The organism is Thermococcus sp. MAR1 (genome assembly GCF_012027305.1).
GTDB lineage: Archaea > Methanobacteriota_B > Thermococci > Thermococcales > Thermococcaceae > Thermococcus.
In genome coordinates this window covers 561,185-577,474 of record NZ_SNUF01000001.1, presented here as the reverse complement: position 1 = coordinate 577,474, position 16,290 = coordinate 561,185, and the positions used below count along the sequence as shown (strand labels likewise).

The window sequence follows — 16,290 nt, the reverse complement described above, 5'->3', positions numbered from 1 at the left end:
AGAACGTTGCAGAGTACATCATGCCCCCTTCATACCAGCCATTATCTCATCGAGGAAGTCCCTTGCCTCCTCACTGAACTCCTTAACAGGAACATCCTTGCCGTACTTGTCGTAGATTTTACCGTCTCTAAAGTTTATCTCAAAGACCTCGTAGCGCTCTTCGCTTTTCTCGTGGTGCTTTATTCCGTGCCCTTTGAGGTGCCTCTCAAGGCTTTCCACATCAACGTACTTTCCACAGGCTTCGCACTTGTAGAACTGCCAGAAGATGTAATCCTGGCCGGCGAGCATGTTGTTCTTGATGTGGTTGATGAAGGCCCCTCCGAGGTACTCGTAGAAGTCCTCCTGGATAAGGTTCTCCCCGTCCTCGACGACCTTGAAGCCGCTCCAGACTATGTGGTCGTTTATGTCCGCGAGGGTCGCCTTGAGGTAGCGGTAGGTCAGTATGAATACGCCGTTGTGGACGAAGAAGACGCTTTTATCTGGTATCGCTATTATCCTGATCCCTTCGCCACCGTTTTCTGCCATTTTCTCGGCGTGTTCCCTGTTGTCGGCCACCTCAATGGTAACCCTGACGTTGCTCTTCTTGTGAAGTCCGATTATCTTTCCACCGTTTATCTCCCAGTGATAGTCATCCAGATATCTCACCTGGGCATAGACCTTCTTGATTCTCGGGCTCAGCTCACCGTAGGCCATTAATCACCACCGTGAGAAAATCGGCCCCAACGTTAATAAGCTTTAGCGGAAAATTTTAAAAAGGGTCGTCCCGGCATGGGATGGCTCCGATGATGGAAAGCTACCTTCCAAAGCGCCTCTGTCTCTTCTGGTACTCGCGAATGATTCTGAGGAAGTCTATCTTTCTGAACTCGGGGAAGTAAACGTCAACGAAGAAAAGCTCGCTGTAGGCGATTTGATACAGGAGGAAGTTGCTTATCCTCTCCTCGCCGCCGGTTCTTATAACGATGTCCGGGTCGGGCATGTTCGGGTAGTACAGGTACTCCTTTATGAGCTCCTCGTCGATATCCTCCGGCTTTATCCTTCCGGCCAGAACGTCCCTTACGATGTCCCGCACGGCATCGGCTATCTCACTCCTCCCCCCGTAGGCAAGGGCTATGTTGAGGGTGTAGTTGCCGTACTTCCGCGTGGCCTTCTCCGCCTCCTCGGCGGCTTTTCTGACGTTTTCAGGCAAGAGCTCCTTCCTCCCAAGGACGTTCACTCGAATTCCATACTTGTGAACTCTCTCGTCCTCAAGAAGCTCCTTGAACTTCTCCTCGAAGAGGTTCATGAGGGCGTTTACCTCCTCGGGAGTTCTCTTGAAGTTCTCGGTGGAGAAGGCGTAAACTGTGAGAGTCCTTATGTCGAGCTCGCGGCACCATTCGAGTATCTCCTCAAGCTTCCGGGAGCCGAAGAGGTGGCCGTACCACGGGGGCTTCTCCAGCTTCCGCGCCCACCTACGGTTCCCGTCCATTATTATGGCCACGTGCCTTGGGATTCTCCCGGACTTAACCCTGTCCAGAAGGTAGCTTTCGTAGAGGTCATAGACAGGCTTGAATAAAATGTGGGGAACGTGGGAGAGGAGGCGGGAAATCATGGCCATCACTCAATCTTCTTCCTGCCGGAGAGGTGCATTTCGGCAAGCTCTATGTAAATCTCGGCGTTCTTCTTTGTCCACTCGATTTCCTCCTCACTGAGCTGCCTGACTACCTTACCCGGAACGCCGACGACCAGGCTGTAGTCCGGTATCTCCTTGCCGGGCGGGACGAGAGCGCCGGCACCGATGACGACGTGCTTGCCTATCTTGGCCCCGTCGAGTATGACGGCACCCATTCCGATGATGGTGTAGTCGCCTATCTCCGCACCGTGAACCACTGCATTGTGGCCAATGGTGACGTACTTTCCTATTATAGTGGGCTGTCCGTGGGAGGTGTGTATGCTGACGTTGTCCTGGACGTTCGAGCCTTCGCCAACGTAAATCTGCTCTATATCGCCCCTCAGAACGGCACTTGGCCAGACGCTCGTCTTTGCCTCAAGAACGACATCGCCTATGACCGAAGCGGTCTCATCGATGAAAGCGGTCTCGTGAATTTTAGGCTTCTTTCCGGCCAACTCATAAATCGCCATGTCCATCACCGGCCTTAACTCCTCGACATAGCTTATAAACCTAACCGGGCAATATAGGATGAGGGAGTGCAATGAAGTACAGAAGGGGGGCGAGCGCGGAAAGAGAGCTTATAAAGATGCTCGAAAAGGCCGGTTTCGCGGTGGTGCGCTCCGCCGGGAGCAAGAAAGTTGATATAATCGCCGGCAACGGAAAGGTCCACCTCTGCATAGAGGTGAAGAGCACCAGGAGCGAGAAGCTCTACTTCAGCAGCGAGGATTACGAGAAGCTCATCTCATTTGCGGAAAGGTTCGGTGCAAAGCCGGTTATAGCGGTCAAGTTCGTGAACAACGGCTGGCGCTTCTTCCTTCCGGAGAGCCTAGAAAAAAGCGGCAAAAACTATAAGGTGGGCCTGCAAACAAAGAACTATCTTACCTTCGACGAAGTTATCGGGAGGCAAAGGTCCCTCGAAGGGGTGGTAAAGGGTGAAGTTTAAGGGCATACTGCTGATAATCCTGCTGGTTCCGATTCTTCTTCCGCACGTGAGCGCCCAGTCACCTCTTGTAATCGTCCCGCTTAACGATGAGTTCACGGGTGTTCCAGGGGATACCATAATAATCCCATTCCAGCTCAGAAACCTGGGGAACCAGACGGTGTCGAACGTCACGGTGTACGTTACCGGCCCTGCGGAGGGCTTTCTCTACGGGAGCAAGGTCATCAGGGAGCCCATTGGGCCAAATGGCACAATCCAAGATACAATATCGGTCAAGCTCCTCAATCTCGATCCCGGAAGGTACAACCTGACCCTCGTGGCCAGGGTTGGTTCAAGCTATTCCGAGGCCCAGGTAACCGTCAGGGTGGAAACACTGGTTGACTACACACTTAAGATTGATGTCAACAATGAGTATACCTACGGTAGCAACGTCACCGTGAGACTGGAGATGACCTCCCAGGCGAACGGTGTTATCATAGGCCGGCTTGGATACACGCTCACCCGCGATGGCAGCGTTCTGGAAACGTTCGTCACCACGATATATCTCCGGCCTGGTGAAAATTGGATAAAGGACGTAAAGCTCACGAGGCCTAGAGTTGGCGATTACTCCGTGTACTTCTGGGCAAACTTCAGTGGAAGGTTCAAGAGCAAAACGACAACGTTCCGGGTGTACCAGAGAAACCTGAGGTACGATGCGTACTTCAAGGATGGGGCCATATACGTCCACGTTTACGATGAAAACAGTCAGGGCGTTCCGGACATCTCCGTGAAGATAAACGGGATACCCTTCAAAACCGACGACGAAGGAATCGTTTCGTACCTCGTAGACAAACCTGGAACCTACGAGGTCATCCTGAACCTCGACGGAAAGGTAGTGACGACATTCGTTGAGGTCAGAAAACTGTTCCTAAGCGCCGTCCAGGAGAACGAGACGCTCCGAGTGAAGGTCGTGGATTCCACCGGGAACCCCGTACCCAACATAACGGTCACCGCCGCGGGGCCCCTCGGCAAGGAATACTCGACCACGAACGCCTCTGGCTTGGCTGTGGTGGACCTCAAAAAGATCGGCTACGGGACGATAATGCTCCACGCGGAGAGCAGCAGATACATAGGCGGTGAGGCCAGCGTGAAGGTGACGCCACCGGTCACCCAAACCCCGACACCAACGACGACCACGACGCCCCCGCTGACCACTACAACCACCCCGGCAAAGCCTCCGAGGAACTACGGACCGCTGGCGGCAATACTTCTGATCGCGGGGATAATCCTGGCTGGAACCTCGTATACAGCGTTCTTCAGGCCAATAATCCAGGAGGAGATGCTGGACAGGTACTACTTCGTTAAGGTGAAGGCACCGAGGCTGAAGGGCGTCGATAACTTCAGATTCGAGAAGGGCGTCAACGCGATAGAGATCAAGGCAACCAAGGGTAGGGCAGAGGTCAAAGACGGGCTTATTGTGTGGGAAATAGAGCACCTTGAGCCAGAGGAGGAGGCCTACCTGCAGGTCATCCTCGGCTGAACCCCTTTTCTTTCGTAAACCTTATTAAGCTGGCCGAACACATTCAGATGGAAATCTAAAGGAGGCGAAAGCCATGGTGGACATTGAACTCCTCAGGAAAGTTGTTGAAGCCCCAGGAGTTTCCGGCTACGAGTTCCTTGGAATAAGGGACGTCGTTTTTGATGCCCTGAAGGACCACGTGGACGAGATATACGTTGACAAGCTCGGCAACGTTATCGCCCACAAGAAGGGCAACGGGCCCAGGATAATGATTGCCGCCCATATGGACAAGATAGGCGTCATGGTCAACCACATAGACAAGGAAGGCTACCTCCACGTCGTTCCCGTTGGAGGCGTTGACCCAAGAACCCTCGTCGCCCAGAGGATAAGGTTCTTCACCGGGAAGGGAGAGCACTTTGGCGTGGTGGGCCACATACCGCCCCACCTTCAGAAGCCCGAGGACAGGAAGAAGGCCGCTGACTGGGACACCATCGTTGTCGATGTCGGCGCCGACAGTAAGGAGGAAGCCGAAGAGATGGGCTTCCGCGTCGGAACTGTTGGAGAGTTCGCCCCGGCCTTCGTCCGGCTCAACGAGAACAGGATTGCGACGCCCTACCTTGACGACCGCGTCTGCCTCTACGCCATGATAGAGACCGCTAGGGCAGTTGAGAACCACGAGGCGGACATCTACTTTGTTGCGAGCGTTCAGGAGGAGGTCGGCCTGAGGGGTGCCAGGGTTGCCAGCTACGCCATAGACCCGGAGATAGGCATAGCGATGGACGTCACCTTCGCCAAGCAGGTCGGCGACAAGGGCAAGATAGTTCCCAAGCTCGGAGGCGGCCCGGTCATGGACGTCGGGCCCAACATCAACCCCAAGGTTCGCGCCTTCGCCGACGAGGTTGCCAAGAAGTACGGCATAGAACTCCAGGTTGAGGCCAGCCCGAGGCCGACCGGAACCGACGCCAACATAATGCAGATTAACAGGGAGGGCGTCGCCACTGCAGTCCTCAGCATACCGATACGCTACATGCACAGCCAGGTCGAGACGGCCGACCTGAGGGACATAGACAAGACCATCGAGTTCGCCAGGCGCTTCCTCGAGGAGCTTCGCGAGATGGACCTCACACCGTGAGCAACTCCCGTGAGGTCTCTTCTCTTCTTCCTTTGGAAAGGTTTATCTCCCCCAAGGCAAATTAGATAACGGTGGGAGGCGTGAGGGCAGAGCCTGTACCGAGCCAATTCCCGCATCCCGTACACGCGCCGGATGAAGTCCAAACATTCGAAGGGAAGCCGGGGACTATACTCCTCGTACCCATCGGAGGGGTTGAGGGGCTGGTGGTTGGGGCGGTGCTGGAGTTCGTCGGTTCTTACTACACTCCCTTAGGCATTCCCGTCGCGGTGAGTGACGCCCTTTCCGAAGACCCCTTCTCCGAGGCTTACAATCCCCTGAGACATCAGTACCTTGGGAGGAGGTTCTTACCCCATCTCTCCGAAGTGGGAAGGAAGAAGAGGGCACGCGCCGTCCTCGGGATAACCGACCTCGACCTCTACGAGGAGGGATTGAACTTCATTTTTGGACTCGCACATCCTGGACTCGGGGCCGCGGTCATCTCAACGTTCAGGCTCAGGCCTGAATTCTATGGAGAAGCCCCGAACGAGGGACTCTTCATCGAAAGGGTGATTAAGGAAGCCATGCACGAGCTGGGGCATGTTTTTGGCCTGGGACACTGTCCGGATAGGCGGTGCGTCATGCACTTCTCAAACTCCGTCGTTGATACGGACATCAAGGAACCCGTTTACTGTTCCGCGTGTCTCAGGAGGCTTAAGGAAAACCTGGAGGTTGGGTTATGATAGAGATTGAGGTTAAGGGATACGCGAACGAGAGGGTGTTTGAGCGCGTTAGGGAGAACTTCAAGCTGATACGAACTGAGTACCATGAGGACACCTACTTCAGACATCCGTGCAGGAATTTCGCCGAAACCGATGAAGCCCTCAGGATAAGGGTAAGACGCTTCAACGGACACTTCGAGGCATTCCTAACTTATAAGGGACCAAAGATAGACCAGAACTCCAAAACCCGGAGGGAGATAGAGGTCCCAATAAGCGACCCCGATAAGCACACGGAGATACTCAGAAACCTGGGTTTCGAGGAGGTTCTCACCATAGAGAAGACCCGGGAAAAATACTACGTCGACAAGGGCATCATAATAGACCTGGATGATGTAAACGGCCTCGGAAAGTTCATTGAGATTGAAGCCCTTGCAGACAGGGAGGAGGTAGTAGAAGAAACCGTGATGTTACTCCGTGAGATTCTTGAGTCCCTTGGGGTCGAGAAGTTTGAGAGACGTTCCTATCTTGAATTGATGCTTGAAAAGGAGGTGGAACATGGGGAGGCTGGATGAGTTCTTCCGGTCTCTGGGTAAGAAAAAGAAAAAAAGGTCCGAACTGGAGATCTTGGAAGACATAGAGGCCCTTATAGGAATCGGAGATATCGGGCAGGCGGTTGAATTAGTTGGTGAAATTGAAAGTGAATCGAACAGGTTTCTGGCACTTCGGATGATCCTGCGGTCAGCAATGGATAGGCTGGCGGAACTAAGGCGATCAAAAAACGAAGCCTCTGTGAACATTGAAGATGTGAGAGAAACTGTCAAGACCTTGATACCCCTAATCAACTCTATTTTTAACCCACGCTACAGATCGATACTGCTTGGAGACTTGGCGGTTCTCCTCTATCATCTAAACGACGAACTCAACGGTGATATGGCCCTCAGAACCTCGATAAACCTCGCGGGGGAGAGTTCGGACATAATCAGGGATGTCCTTATGGAGCTGATAAAAGAGGGCTTGCTGAAAAAAGCTGGCTATGCCATGAAGATGGTTCGTGATCCGGAGAAGCTCGATGTCGTCCTAGTGCATCTGGCGGAGATGTTCTACAGGGAGGGCGACGTCCAGCGGGCAAAGTTGATAATCGACCACATCTCCAGCCCATTTCATAAAGCGATGGCTCTCTACTATCTGGCCGAGATCGAGGGCAACCGCAATAGGGAGAAAGCGCTTAAAATACTGGAAGCCGCGTTTAAAATCGCCGATAAGGTGGAAGACCCCGACGCCAGGTTTGAGCTCATGCTCAAGCTCTACGACCTCAAATACGCGCTCCTTGGGAAGGCGCTCACACTGGAGGATATCCTATCCCGTAGAGAAGCTCCTCCTCAGTAATGGCCGGCCCTTTCAGCATACCCCTCTTCCTGAGCTCGTGAGATATCTCGAGGCTTGGAGGGAGCTTCACGCCGAGCCTCTTCAGCGTCTCGGCCTCCTCGGCTATCTCCCTCGGGGTTCCCTCCAGGACGATTTCTCCACCTGCCATGACCAGCACCCTGTCGGCGAAGCGAAGGATGTAATCGGTGTGATGCTCAACCAAGACCACCGTGATGCCGTGCTCCTTCCGGAGGAGGGAAACCAGTCCCAGAACTTCCTTCCGTCCGACGGGGTCAAGCTGAGAGGTCGGTTCGTCTAGAACCAGCACGGCCGGTTCCATGGCCAGAACCGCCGCTATGGCCAGCCTCTGCTGCTGCCCTCCGCTGAGGTTGGGCGGAAACTCGTTCTCAAGCCCCCTCAGTCCGGTTACCTCCAGCGCCCACCGGAGCCTTCTGAGTATCTCGTTCCTATCGAATCCCAGGTTTTCAAGGCCGAAGGCTATTTCCTCCTCGACGGTCATGTTGAAGAGCTGGCTCTCGGGATTCTGAAGGACAAGGCCGACGAGCGTTGAGAGCTTTGCCACCGGCGTTTCCTTGGTGTTGTACTCTTCCCCCGTCTCCGGGTCCCTAACTATGACATCGCCCGAGAACTCGCCCTTTATTGAATTGGGGATGATCCCGTTGAGCGTCAGACATAGTGTGGACTTTCCGCTTCCGCTCGGCCCGATTATTCCGAGGAGTTCGCCCCGTCTAACCTCAAAGCTGACATTCCTAAGTGAGTATTCCCTTGCCCTCCTGTACCTGAAGCTAAGGTTCTCCACGGTGATGACGTTCATCTCCTCGTCACCACCCTCGGGGCGAGGAGGAACACGCTTATGATGAACACTAGGGTCGAGAATATCTCCAGCCTTCCAATCCACATGTGGAGAATGAGGAGAATCTTAATGTCAACCGGCAGTGTGGGGGAGGTTATGCCGATGCTGAGGCCAACGTTGCCCTGGGCGGACGCGACCTCGAAGAACGAGTCCGTCAAACTCGTGCCAAGGCGGAGCATCGTGTAGAGGGTGCCTATGAGGAGAAAGGCAAAGTACGTCATCGTGAAGCTCATGACCTCCTGGATGTCCTCCTCGCTGAAGAGATAGTTGCCCACCTTTCTCTTGATGACAGCACCCTTGGGCAGTATGGCGCTCTGAAGGGTCCACTTGAGGCTCTCGTACATCAATATGACACGTATGAGCTTTATACCACCCGCGGTGCTTCCAGCGCCACCTCCGATGACCATAAGGATGCCGAGTATGAACTTACCCATCTCCGGGTACTTGCTCAGGTCAGCGATTCCAAATCCGGTACAGGTTATTGCCGAAACGGAGTGGAAAACCGCCTGCCTGAGGGCGTCACCTATACCATCCCCGACCTGAGTAAGGCTAAGGGCTATCATGGCTATCGCTGGAAACAGGAATATGAACATGTACTTGACCTGAACGTCGTCGAAGAAGGGCTTGAGGTGCCTGTCCCTGAAGATCCTGTAGTGAACCGTGAAGTTGACCGCACCCATTATCATGAGGAATATCGTAACGGCCTCTATAGAGGTGCTGTTGAAGTAGCCGATGCTCAGGTCGTGGCTGCTCATACCACCGGTTCCAAGGCCGGTCATGGAGTGTATTACCGCATCGAAGAGTGGCATGCCGTTAATGTAATAGAGGTATACGCCAACCAGCGTGAGAACCAGGTATATCTGAAAGATGACCTTCGAGGTGTTGACGAGGTTAGGAACTATTCTCTCGCTCCTAGCCTCGGCCCGGTAGAGCCTAGCCGCAGCCACTCCGGGGCGGATGAGAACCGTCAGTGCGACTAGGACGATACCGATTCCGCCCAGCCACTGCATCCAAGCGCGCCAGAAGAGGAGTATATGGGGATAACTCTCGAGGTTGCTCATCATGGTGAGGCCCGTTCCGGTCCAAGCGCTCATGCTCTCGAAGTAGGAGTCCACAAAAGGCATACCAGCTATGTAGATGAACGGCATGACACTTATGAACGATGCAAAGAGCCAGGTAAAAGCGGCCGAGACCATGGCCTGTCTGAGGTTAACGTCCTCAACCTTCCCCATGTGTCTTGCGAGCCACGCACCGAGCAGAATGGAGAACACTCCGGGGAGAGCGAAGTAAACAACGTAACCGATTTCATCGGGGTAGAACCACACCAGCAACACGGGGAAGAGGTACGCCAGCCCCACACCCTGCAGGATTGCCCCGATGAGGTTCTTAACCACAAAGATATCGTCCGAGATGTTTATGTACTTTCTGAGCTCTAGCATGGGCCCACCGTAGAGGTAGGGTCTGCAGTAAATAAAAGGTTTTTCCCGGAGTGGAAAGGTTTAAGGGGTAATATGGCCTTCTTATGGCGGTGATAGAAAGTGGACGAGAGAGAGGCACTCATAAAGGCAGGAGAGATAGCACGCCAGGTGAAGAAGGAAGTCGTCGACATGATAAAGCCCGGGGCAAAGCTCTACGACATCGCGGAGTTCGTGGAGAAAAGGATAGTGGAACTCGGCGGGAAGCCTGCTTTTCCATGCAACCTGTCCATAAACGAAATTGCCGCCCACTACACCCCGTACAAGGGCGACGATAGCGTCCTCAAGGAAGGAGACTACCTCAAACTTGACCTTGGCGTCCACGTGGACGGATACATAGCGGACACCGCAGTAACCTTTAGGGTGGGGATGGAGGAGGACGACCTGATGGCGGCATCGAAGGAGGCACTTGAAAACGCCATAAGCGTGATACGAGCTGGAGTCAAGATCAGCGAGATTGGGAAGGCCATAGAGGAAACAATACGGGGCTACGGCTTCAACCCGATAGTCAACCTCAGCGGCCACAAGATAGAGCGCTACAAGCTTCACTCGGGCATAAGCATCCCAAACATATACCGTCCCAACGACAGTTACGTCCTGAAGGAGGGGGACGTGATAGCAATAGAGCCCTTCGCGACCACCGGAGCCGGGCAGGTCATAGAGGTTCCCCCCGCGCTTATATTCATGCACATCCGCGACAGGCCCGTGAGAATGGCTCAGGCGAGGAGACTGCTCATGCACATAAAGAGGGAGTACAACGGGCTTCCCTTCGCTTACCGCTGGCTTCAGGGCTTCATGCCGGAGGGTCAGCTTAAACTCGCCCTGGCGCAACTCGATAGGGCCGGAGCGATTTACAGCTACCAGATACTGAGGGAAGTTCGCGGCGGTCTGGTGAGCCAGTTCGAGCACACGGTTATAGTGGAAAAGGACGGAGCGTACATAACGACCTGAGCAAGCTTTTAGAAAAAGCTTGAGCAAAAGTCAAAATCCCATAAAATATAGGCGGGGAGTTGCATCTCCTTTTCAATTTTAGTGATAGGTATGGGGGTTTTATCCAAACACACAGATCAACGTCCAAAGGGCATTCTCCACAGGGGAAACACAACAAGAATTGTGAAAACTTGGAAGGCACCCCGAAGGGCTCGGCAGTTGGCGCCGGGGCAGGGATTTGAACCCTGGTGCGCAGCGCGCACGGGATCTCGAGTCCCGCGCCTTCCCAGGCTAGGCTACCCCGGCGCGATGGAGAGTTCTCGCGGGAGTTTTATAAATCTTTCCGCGAAAGATTTATTAACCTAAATTAACTAAAAGCTCTCGGTTGCAAAGGTTTAAATTATCGGCCGCCCTAATAATAAGTGAAAAGGAGGTGGCAGAAATGGTCGGTATTCTTGTGCAGGAGGTTATGACCGACAGGTTCCAGAAAATAGACATCGACGCCCCGCTTTCTGAGGCGATCGGAATTTTTGAGAAGGAAGACCCCGACCTTATTCTGGTCTTCGACGGAAACCTGTACAAGGGAGTCCTGACCCAGGACCTTATAGTACGCTCCCACCTCAAGTGGGACCCAACCAAGGCCAAGGTTAGGGACGTCTACAAGACCGCCCCAGTTATCAAGCCGGATGAGGATCTTAGCAAGGCCGCCAAGCTCATGATCGAGGTTGACCTGCGCTCCCTCCCGGTTGGAGAGAGCAAGGCTGAAATCATAGGAGTTATAAGCGATATAGAACTGCTCAAGAGGGTAGCGGAGGGCGAGTTCGGAAAGAAGAAGGTCGAAGAGGTCATGACAAAGGACGTCATAACCCTCGGGCCCGACGACACCGTGGCAAAGGCGCTCGCAACGATGCGTGATCATGCTATCTCAAGAATACCCGTGGTCAACGAAGAGGGAAGGCTCGAAGGCCTCGTTACCCTGCACGACCTGATAATAAGGTTCATCAAACCTCGCTTCAAGGCCCAGTACGGAGAAGTTGCAGGTGAGAAGATACCCCCGTTCAGCATGCAGCTCCGCGACGTGATGATAAGGGGCGTTATAACCATACCCGCGGAGGCTACGCTAAGGGACGCCGTTAAGACGATGATGGACAACGACATAGACGGACTGGTTGTCGTTGACGAGGGCAACAGAGTCAGGGGAATCCTCACCGTCAAGGACATGCTTCTACCAATCTCAAGGATGGTTGAGAAGGAGGTCCGTTTCTACCTCCAGCTCGGTGGAGATGCGGACGTACTCAGCGACTTCACTAGGGAGAGGATAATCGAGGACGTTAGGCGCTTCGTTGACGGCTACGAAGACCTCCTCGGCCAGGAGGGCATAATTTACCTCTATATCAGGCGCTTCAACGAGCGCTTCAGGGGAGTACACCTCTACCAGGCCAGAATGCGTGTCGTCACCGACAGGGGAGTGTTCATAGCAACGGGGGAGACCTGGGGTGCGATACAGGCCGTTCACGACGCACTCAGGGCCATCGAGAGACAGCTCCTCCAGAAGGCAGAGCTTGAAAAGGACACCCACTATGCAAAGAGGTTCCTTGAGAAGATGGGATTAGGTTGAGGGGGTTCATTCCCCCGGAAATTCCCTTTCCAAAATTCTTCTCTGGGTTCTGTCGAGAGTTCCAGGGTCAACCACCAGGATCAGTGTTCCGCCCGCGACGAGAACGTGGTCCTTCACGTTGAGGAGGAACTTAAGGACGTTTTCGAAGCCGTTCTCCACGATCAGGTACTCGACGGCGTCAATGTAGACAACCCTGTATCCGCTCTCGACGGCCTTGGCTATCAAGTCAGTCAGTATGTCTATCTTGGTGGGACTTATAGCGTATATCTCCGGGGATTTGCGTATCTGCCCCTCCATGACCCTGGTAACCCAGAAAACTAGGGCGCTGGGGTGAACTTTATCAACTATGGCGTCCATGTTCTCCCTGGTTATCATCAAGAGGTTTGGGGTCTCTTCGATACTGCCGAATTTTCCCAAGGCAGTATCCTTTGACGGACAGAGGTAGGCACCGGGGGGAATGTTCTTCTTTGGTGCTGCAGGAACTCTGGCAGGTGGAAACGGTATGAACACGAACTTAACCGCTCCTACCGCGGCCATGATGCGGAAGAGCGCACCCAGGAAAAAACCGATGGGGGTAAACCAGTTGATGTTACGGGTGATGGGGTAAGTCAGATTCAACACACCTAGTAGCATCAACCCTACCGGGAAGAGCGAGTCTATACCACGGTCGGATATCTCATTCTCCCTCAGAACCATGCCGAAATATATCAGGGCGGCGCCATAGACAAGGGACGGAAACGTGGACTCAACGAAAAAGTTGTCATGGAACGCGTTGGCGGCCAGCAGGAACAGCCACACATAGGACAGCACCAGGAGCACGGAGACGGCAACTACGTGTTTGAACTTGCTCGTGCGGTATTTGAGATGAAGGCCTCCCCAGATCAACAGCGTCGCTATGAAGAAGTTAGGTATCTTCGAGGCGATTCTGTACGCATCGTGGGCCATCTCGATGCCAAGGGGTTTAAAAATGTAGCTCTCGATGTCCAAGGCATTGATAAAAAAGGCGGCCGTTAGAAGCATCCAGCTTTTTTCTCTCGTCTGGTACGTTTTGTAAAACACCGCAAAGAACAGCACCCATCTGGAGATAAAATTGACTATGGAGATGAGGTTATGCCAGCTCATCTCGTCATCACCGTTTTCTCCTGCTTCGCTACCACGAGGCTCCCGCTTGGAACGTTTCTGTCAACTATCACCCCTGGCCCGACGAAGGAGTTGCTCCCTATCTTTCTACCGGGATAGATGCTAACGTTTATGCCCACCTTGACGTTGTGGCCTATTATCGCCCCGAGCTTCCTCCTTCCGGAGTCCTCGAGCTTGCCCTTTATCTCAACCTTTATCGTGCCCTTGTCGTGCCTCAGGTTTGCCGTGATGGTGCCAGCGCCGAGGTTAGTGTTCTCCCCGATTATCGAGTCCCCGACGTAGTTGAGGTGCGGAGCGTTGGAGTTGTCCATTATGATGGAGTTCTTGACCTCCACGGCGTTGCCTATGTGGCAGTTGTCGCCTATGCTGGTGTACGGTCTTATGAAGCAGTTCGGCCCGATGCGGGAGTTCCTGCCTATCTTAACCGGCCCGATTATGTAGGCCCCGCTCCTGACGACCGTACCTTCTCCTATCTCAACTGGAGGTACTATCGTGGCTCCTTCCTCCACGATGCCCCTGATGCTGTGTTTAAGCTTGTTCTTGAGGAGGTATTCGTTCAGCTCCAGCATGTTCCAAGGTCTGCCAACGTCGTTCCAGTAGCCGGAATAGACGGCGTAGGTTATTCTCCTTCCAGCATCCAGCATCAAGTTGAGCGTATCGGTTATTTCGTATTCCTCTCGTTTGCTGAGGGGAGTTTCCTTAATGAAGTCAAAGACGTCTGGTTTGAAGATATAAACGCCAAGGTTCGCGTAGCCCGAGACCTTGCCGGGCTTTTCCTTAACGGCCGTGACTAGGTTCCCTTTGACCTCGATCTTGCCGAAGTGGCTCAAATCATCGAACTCCTTGACGAGCAGCGCCGCATCGGCCCTTTCCCTTCTGAAGGCACTCACAAGCTCTTTTACACCGTCTATCTCAAAGTATATGTCCCCGTTCGCAACTATGAACTCCTCGTCACCGATTAACTTGCCCGCCGATTCTATGGCCTTGGCCGTTCCGTCTCCGGGGAGCTGCTCGACGTAGGTTATCGGCTTTCCGTTGAACTCGTCCCCAAGGGTTTCCATCAGCTTCTCCTTCTCGTAGCGGACCACCACGATAAACTCGTCCACGAAGGGGTCGAGGTTTTCAAGCACGTACTCGATTATCGCCCTGTTTGCGACCTTAAGCATAACCTTTGGCCTGTCATCTGTCAGCGGGCGTAGCCTCTCACCCTTCCCGGCTGCGAGAACCACGGCCTTCATAGAATCACCCCCAATAGGTAAACAGCGATGGAGATGGACCCAAAGACGACCAGAAAACCCCTCTGGCCAATGGACTCCGAGAACCTCACGAGAGCTTTCATCGTTACGATACTGACGACGAACGCGGCGAGGAAAGCCGTGAACAGCAGAGAAACCGGGAGCGCAGGCTCCCAACCGCCGAGGAACGCGAGCTTCATAACAAAGTACACTGGGGCCACAATAAAGCTCAACTCAAGGGCCCGCCTCACGCTTATGCCTGTACACAGGAGACCAAGGAGAACCAGCCCACTCCTGGAAAGACCTCCGAGGAGTGTGATTCCCTGCGAGAGGCCGGATATTATTGCATCTAGGAGAGTTGCTTCCTCCTTTTCCTCCCGAATGCGGCTCTCCAGCCCCTTGAACGGTGCCAGCGACTTCGTGCCCGCGAGCAGGCCGAGGATGATTATCACAACTCCAATCACGGCGTTTACCATGTCTGAGGTGCGGGGGGTAATAACGTCCCTGACCTCGGCTAGTATGGGATAACCGAGGAGAACCGTGAAGATGGTGGCGTAGAGAAGATACCTCGTCTCAGAGTCGAAGCTCTTTCGAAGGGCGTTCTGGGAACCGAGTGCTATCTTCTCCTTGAAGTAGAAGAGAACCGCGAAGGTAATCCCCAGATAGGCGGGCACTAGGTAGTCCACGTAGGCCGGATCGACGTTGTGAAGGAGGTTTGAGACAAAGTATCCCTCGGGACTAATGGAAAGCCAAGACGAAAGTGCAACAACGATGCCTGAAACCAGCGGTGCTACGTATTCACCGATGTTAACCATGGCAACCACACCAAGGGTTTTAATTCCCCAGAACATAAACTTTTCGAGGGGTCGCCATGAAACTAACTGTGTTATATGAGAACCATGCCGGGTTTAGAAAGGGCCTCCTCGGCGCCCATGGCTTTTCGGCGCTAGTTGAACACGAAGGAATCAGGGTTCTCGTTGATACTGGCACGGATGGGAGTGTGCTCCTTCACAACATGGGGGAGCTGGGAATCGATGCGGACGGGATTGACTTCCTCTTCATCACCCACGGACACTACGACCACACAGGGGGAATGAAGGATCTCCTCGAAGCCAGAACGAAGCCGTTGATGGTCATAGGCCACCCGGAAATCTTCAGAAACAGGATAGCCCTGAAACCCAAGAGGAGGGACATTGGTATTCCTTTCAGCAGGGAAGAACTTGAAGAACTGGAAGCGGAGTTCGTTCTCAGGAAGGAGCCCTTCGAGTTCGCACCGGGGTTCTGGAGTTCGGGAGAGATACTCAGGCGCACATGGGACAGGGCGGTGGGCTACGTTGAAAGGGACGGAAAACTAGAGAGGGACTCCGTCCCGGACGACATGGCGCTGATAATCGACCTCGGCGATGCGGTTGCCGTCGTCACTGGCTGCGGTCACTCGGGGGTTCTGAACATAGCGTGGCATGCGGAGGATGTGAGCGGAAAACCTGTCAGAGCGCTGATAGGAGGCCTTCATCTCAATGGTGCCAAGAGGGAAATTCTCAACGAAGTCGCCGAAAGGATAGAGGCCGAACGGCTCTACGCCGGCCACTGCACTGGCATTGACTCCTACGCGTACCTGAAGGCCATGCTCGGTGAGAGGATAGAGCCGCTTCACGTTGGGAAGGTAATTGAACTCTGACGATAGTTTTTTATATTTTCGCACCGTTGTGGTTTCGAGACAGAGCTTTAGGGGGTGGA

At 53.8% G+C, this 16,290-nt stretch carries 17 protein-coding genes and 1 tRNA gene; 9 read left to right on the top strand and 9 right to left on the bottom strand.

Annotated elements, in window-relative coordinates; translation table 11 throughout:
• Positions 1 to 18: 18 nt before the first annotated feature.
• The 3 genes from E3E25_RS03270 to E3E25_RS03260 form a co-directional block, all read right to left on the bottom strand.
• A complete protein-coding gene (locus E3E25_RS03270) occupies positions 19 to 693 on the bottom strand; it encodes a TBP-interacting protein (protein ID WP_167891802.1) in 675 nt (224 codons plus the stop codon).
• Positions 694 to 793: 100 nt separating this feature from the next.
• Positions 794 to 1,588: a polyprenyl diphosphate synthase gene (gene uppS, locus E3E25_RS03265; RefSeq protein ID WP_167892635.1), complete on the bottom strand. Its 795-nt coding sequence runs from the start codon at positions 1,586 to 1,588 to the stop codon at positions 794 to 796.
• Between the two features lie 5 nt (positions 1,589 to 1,593).
• Positions 1,594 to 2,118: a gamma carbonic anhydrase family protein gene (locus E3E25_RS03260; RefSeq protein WP_167892634.1), complete on the bottom strand. Its 525-nt coding sequence runs from the start codon at positions 2,116 to 2,118 to the stop codon at positions 1,594 to 1,596.
• Positions 2,119 to 2,189: 71 nt separating this feature from the next.
• Between E3E25_RS03260 and hjc the strand changes: the two genes are divergently transcribed.
• The 6 genes from hjc to E3E25_RS03230 all read left to right on the top strand — a co-directional run bounded on the left by hjc (position 2,190) and on the right by E3E25_RS03230 (position 7,302).
• Positions 2,190 to 2,591 carry a Holliday junction resolvase Hjc gene (gene hjc, locus E3E25_RS03255; RefSeq protein WP_167891801.1) on the top strand — a complete coding sequence of 134 codons (402 nt, stop codon included), beginning with the start codon at positions 2,190 to 2,192 and terminating at the stop codon, positions 2,589 to 2,591.
• Entirely contained in the window at positions 2,581 to 4,107 is a 1,527-nt protein-coding gene (locus tag E3E25_RS03250) for a hypothetical protein (RefSeq protein WP_167891800.1), read from the top strand. Before hjc ends, E3E25_RS03250 begins: the two co-directional genes overlap by 11 nt.
• A 73-nt stretch (positions 4,108 to 4,180) precedes the next feature.
• Positions 4,181 to 5,218 (top strand): lysyl aminopeptidase, encoded by a 1,038-nt coding sequence (locus tag E3E25_RS03245; protein WP_167891799.1) that lies wholly within the window; start codon positions 4,181 to 4,183, stop codon positions 5,216 to 5,218.
• Positions 5,219 to 5,385: 167 nt separating this feature from the next.
• Entirely contained in the window at positions 5,386 to 5,937 is a 552-nt protein-coding gene (locus tag E3E25_RS03240) for an archaemetzincin family Zn-dependent metalloprotease (RefSeq protein ID WP_167892633.1), read from the top strand.
• Positions 5,934 to 6,488, top strand: coding sequence for a class IV adenylate cyclase (gene cyaB / locus E3E25_RS03235; RefSeq protein ID WP_167891798.1), 555 nt, complete (start codon positions 5,934 to 5,936; stop codon positions 6,486 to 6,488). Before E3E25_RS03240 ends, cyaB begins: the two co-directional genes overlap by 4 nt.
• Positions 6,472 to 7,302: a hypothetical protein gene (locus E3E25_RS03230; protein WP_167891797.1), complete on the top strand. Its 831-nt coding sequence runs from the start codon at positions 6,472 to 6,474 to the stop codon at positions 7,300 to 7,302. The genes cyaB and E3E25_RS03230 overlap by 17 nt, the downstream gene beginning before the upstream one ends.
• On the opposite strand, the gene E3E25_RS03225 is transcribed toward E3E25_RS03230, so the two are convergent.
• Both E3E25_RS03225 and E3E25_RS03220 read right to left on the bottom strand, forming a co-directional pair.
• Positions 7,256 to 8,116, bottom strand: a complete 861-nt coding sequence (locus E3E25_RS03225; RefSeq protein ID WP_167891796.1) for an energy-coupling factor ABC transporter ATP-binding protein — start codon at positions 8,114 to 8,116, stop codon at positions 7,256 to 7,258. The genes E3E25_RS03230 and E3E25_RS03225 overlap by 47 nt on opposite strands.
• Positions 8,113 to 9,594 (bottom strand): TrkH family potassium uptake protein, encoded by a 1,482-nt coding sequence (locus E3E25_RS03220; RefSeq protein WP_167891795.1) that lies wholly within the window; start codon positions 9,592 to 9,594, stop codon positions 8,113 to 8,115. The genes E3E25_RS03225 and E3E25_RS03220 overlap by 4 nt, the downstream gene beginning before the upstream one ends.
• Before the next feature lie 99 nt (positions 9,595 to 9,693).
• Here E3E25_RS03220 and map point away from each other — a divergent pair, with 99 nt between their 5' ends.
• Entirely contained in the window at positions 9,694 to 10,581 is an 888-nt protein-coding gene (gene map / locus E3E25_RS03215; RefSeq protein WP_167891794.1) for a type II methionyl aminopeptidase, read from the top strand.
• A gap of 199 nt (positions 10,582 to 10,780) precedes the next feature.
• Here the strand turns inward: map and E3E25_RS03210 are convergent.
• Positions 10,781 to 10,866: transfer RNA gene (locus E3E25_RS03210), tRNA-Ser, on the bottom strand.
• Positions 10,867 to 11,002: 136 nt separating this feature from the next.
• Here E3E25_RS03210 and E3E25_RS03205 point away from each other — a divergent pair.
• Positions 11,003 to 12,178, top strand: coding sequence for a CBS domain-containing protein (locus E3E25_RS03205; protein WP_167891793.1), 1,176 nt, complete (start codon positions 11,003 to 11,005; stop codon positions 12,176 to 12,178).
• A 6-nt stretch (positions 12,179 to 12,184) separates the two neighbouring features.
• On the opposite strand, the gene E3E25_RS03200 is transcribed toward E3E25_RS03205, so the two are convergent.
• The 3 genes from E3E25_RS03200 to E3E25_RS03190 are packed head-to-tail and all read right to left on the bottom strand — an operon-like array spanning position 12,185 to position 15,368.
• The gene (locus tag E3E25_RS03200) at positions 12,185 to 13,300 is read right to left on the bottom strand and encodes a DUF835 domain-containing protein (protein ID WP_167891792.1); all 1,116 of its coding nucleotides are present in this window, start codon (positions 13,298 to 13,300) and stop codon (positions 12,185 to 12,187) included.
• Positions 13,297 to 14,556, bottom strand: a complete 1,260-nt coding sequence (glmU, locus tag E3E25_RS03195; RefSeq protein ID WP_167891791.1) for a bifunctional sugar-1-phosphate nucleotidylyltransferase/acetyltransferase — start codon at positions 14,554 to 14,556, stop codon at positions 13,297 to 13,299. The genes E3E25_RS03200 and glmU overlap by 4 nt, the downstream gene beginning before the upstream one ends.
• Complete coding sequence (locus E3E25_RS03190; RefSeq protein ID WP_167892632.1) at positions 14,553 to 15,368, bottom strand: undecaprenyl-diphosphate phosphatase; 816 nt, start codon at positions 15,366 to 15,368, stop codon at positions 14,553 to 14,555. The genes glmU and E3E25_RS03190 overlap by 4 nt, the downstream gene beginning before the upstream one ends.
• Positions 15,369 to 15,424: 56 nt before the next feature.
• On the opposite strand from E3E25_RS03190, the gene E3E25_RS03185 reads away from it, so the two are divergent.
• Positions 15,425 to 16,231, top strand: coding sequence for an MBL fold metallo-hydrolase (locus E3E25_RS03185; protein WP_167891790.1), 807 nt, complete (start codon positions 15,425 to 15,427; stop codon positions 16,229 to 16,231).
• Positions 16,232 to 16,290 lie beyond the last annotated feature (59 nt).

Bases quoted from the DNA above. Each gene is read 5' to 3' on its own strand.
- glmU (WP_167891791.1), bottom strand. From the start codon at position 14,556: ATGAAGGCCGTGGTTCTCGCAGCCGGGAAGGGTGAGAGGCTACGCCCG.
- E3E25_RS03185 (WP_167891790.1), top strand. From the start codon at position 15,425: ATGAAACTAACTGTGTTATATGAGAACCATGCCGGGTTTAGAAAGGGC.
- E3E25_RS03245 (WP_167891799.1), top strand. From the start codon at position 4,181: ATGGTGGACATTGAACTCCTCAGGAAAGTTGTTGAAGCCCCAGGAGTT.
- E3E25_RS03270 (WP_167891802.1), bottom strand. From the start codon at position 693: ATGGCCTACGGTGAGCTGAGCCCGAGAATCAAGAAGGTCTATGCCCAG.
- E3E25_RS03220 (WP_167891795.1), bottom strand. From the start codon at position 9,594: ATGCTAGAGCTCAGAAAGTACATAAACATCTCGGACGATATCTTTGTG.
- E3E25_RS03230 (WP_167891797.1), top strand. From the start codon at position 6,472: ATGGGGAGGCTGGATGAGTTCTTCCGGTCTCTGGGTAAGAAAAAGAAA.
- E3E25_RS03205 (WP_167891793.1), top strand. From the start codon at position 11,003: ATGGTCGGTATTCTTGTGCAGGAGGTTATGACCGACAGGTTCCAGAAA.
- E3E25_RS03190 (WP_167892632.1), bottom strand. From the start codon at position 15,368: ATGGTTAACATCGGTGAATACGTAGCACCGCTGGTTTCAGGCATCGTT.
- E3E25_RS03225 (WP_167891796.1), bottom strand. From the start codon at position 8,116: ATGAACGTCATCACCGTGGAGAACCTTAGCTTCAGGTACAGGAGGGCA.
- cyaB (WP_167891798.1), top strand. From the start codon at position 5,934: ATGATAGAGATTGAGGTTAAGGGATACGCGAACGAGAGGGTGTTTGAG.
- E3E25_RS03260 (WP_167892634.1), bottom strand. From the start codon at position 2,118: ATGGCGATTTATGAGTTGGCCGGAAAGAAGCCTAAAATTCACGAGACC.
- hjc (WP_167891801.1), top strand. From the start codon at position 2,190: ATGAAGTACAGAAGGGGGGCGAGCGCGGAAAGAGAGCTTATAAAGATG.
- E3E25_RS03200 (WP_167891792.1), bottom strand. From the start codon at position 13,300: ATGAGCTGGCATAACCTCATCTCCATAGTCAATTTTATCTCCAGATGG.
- uppS (WP_167892635.1), bottom strand. From the start codon at position 1,588: ATGATTTCCCGCCTCCTCTCCCACGTTCCCCACATTTTATTCAAGCCT.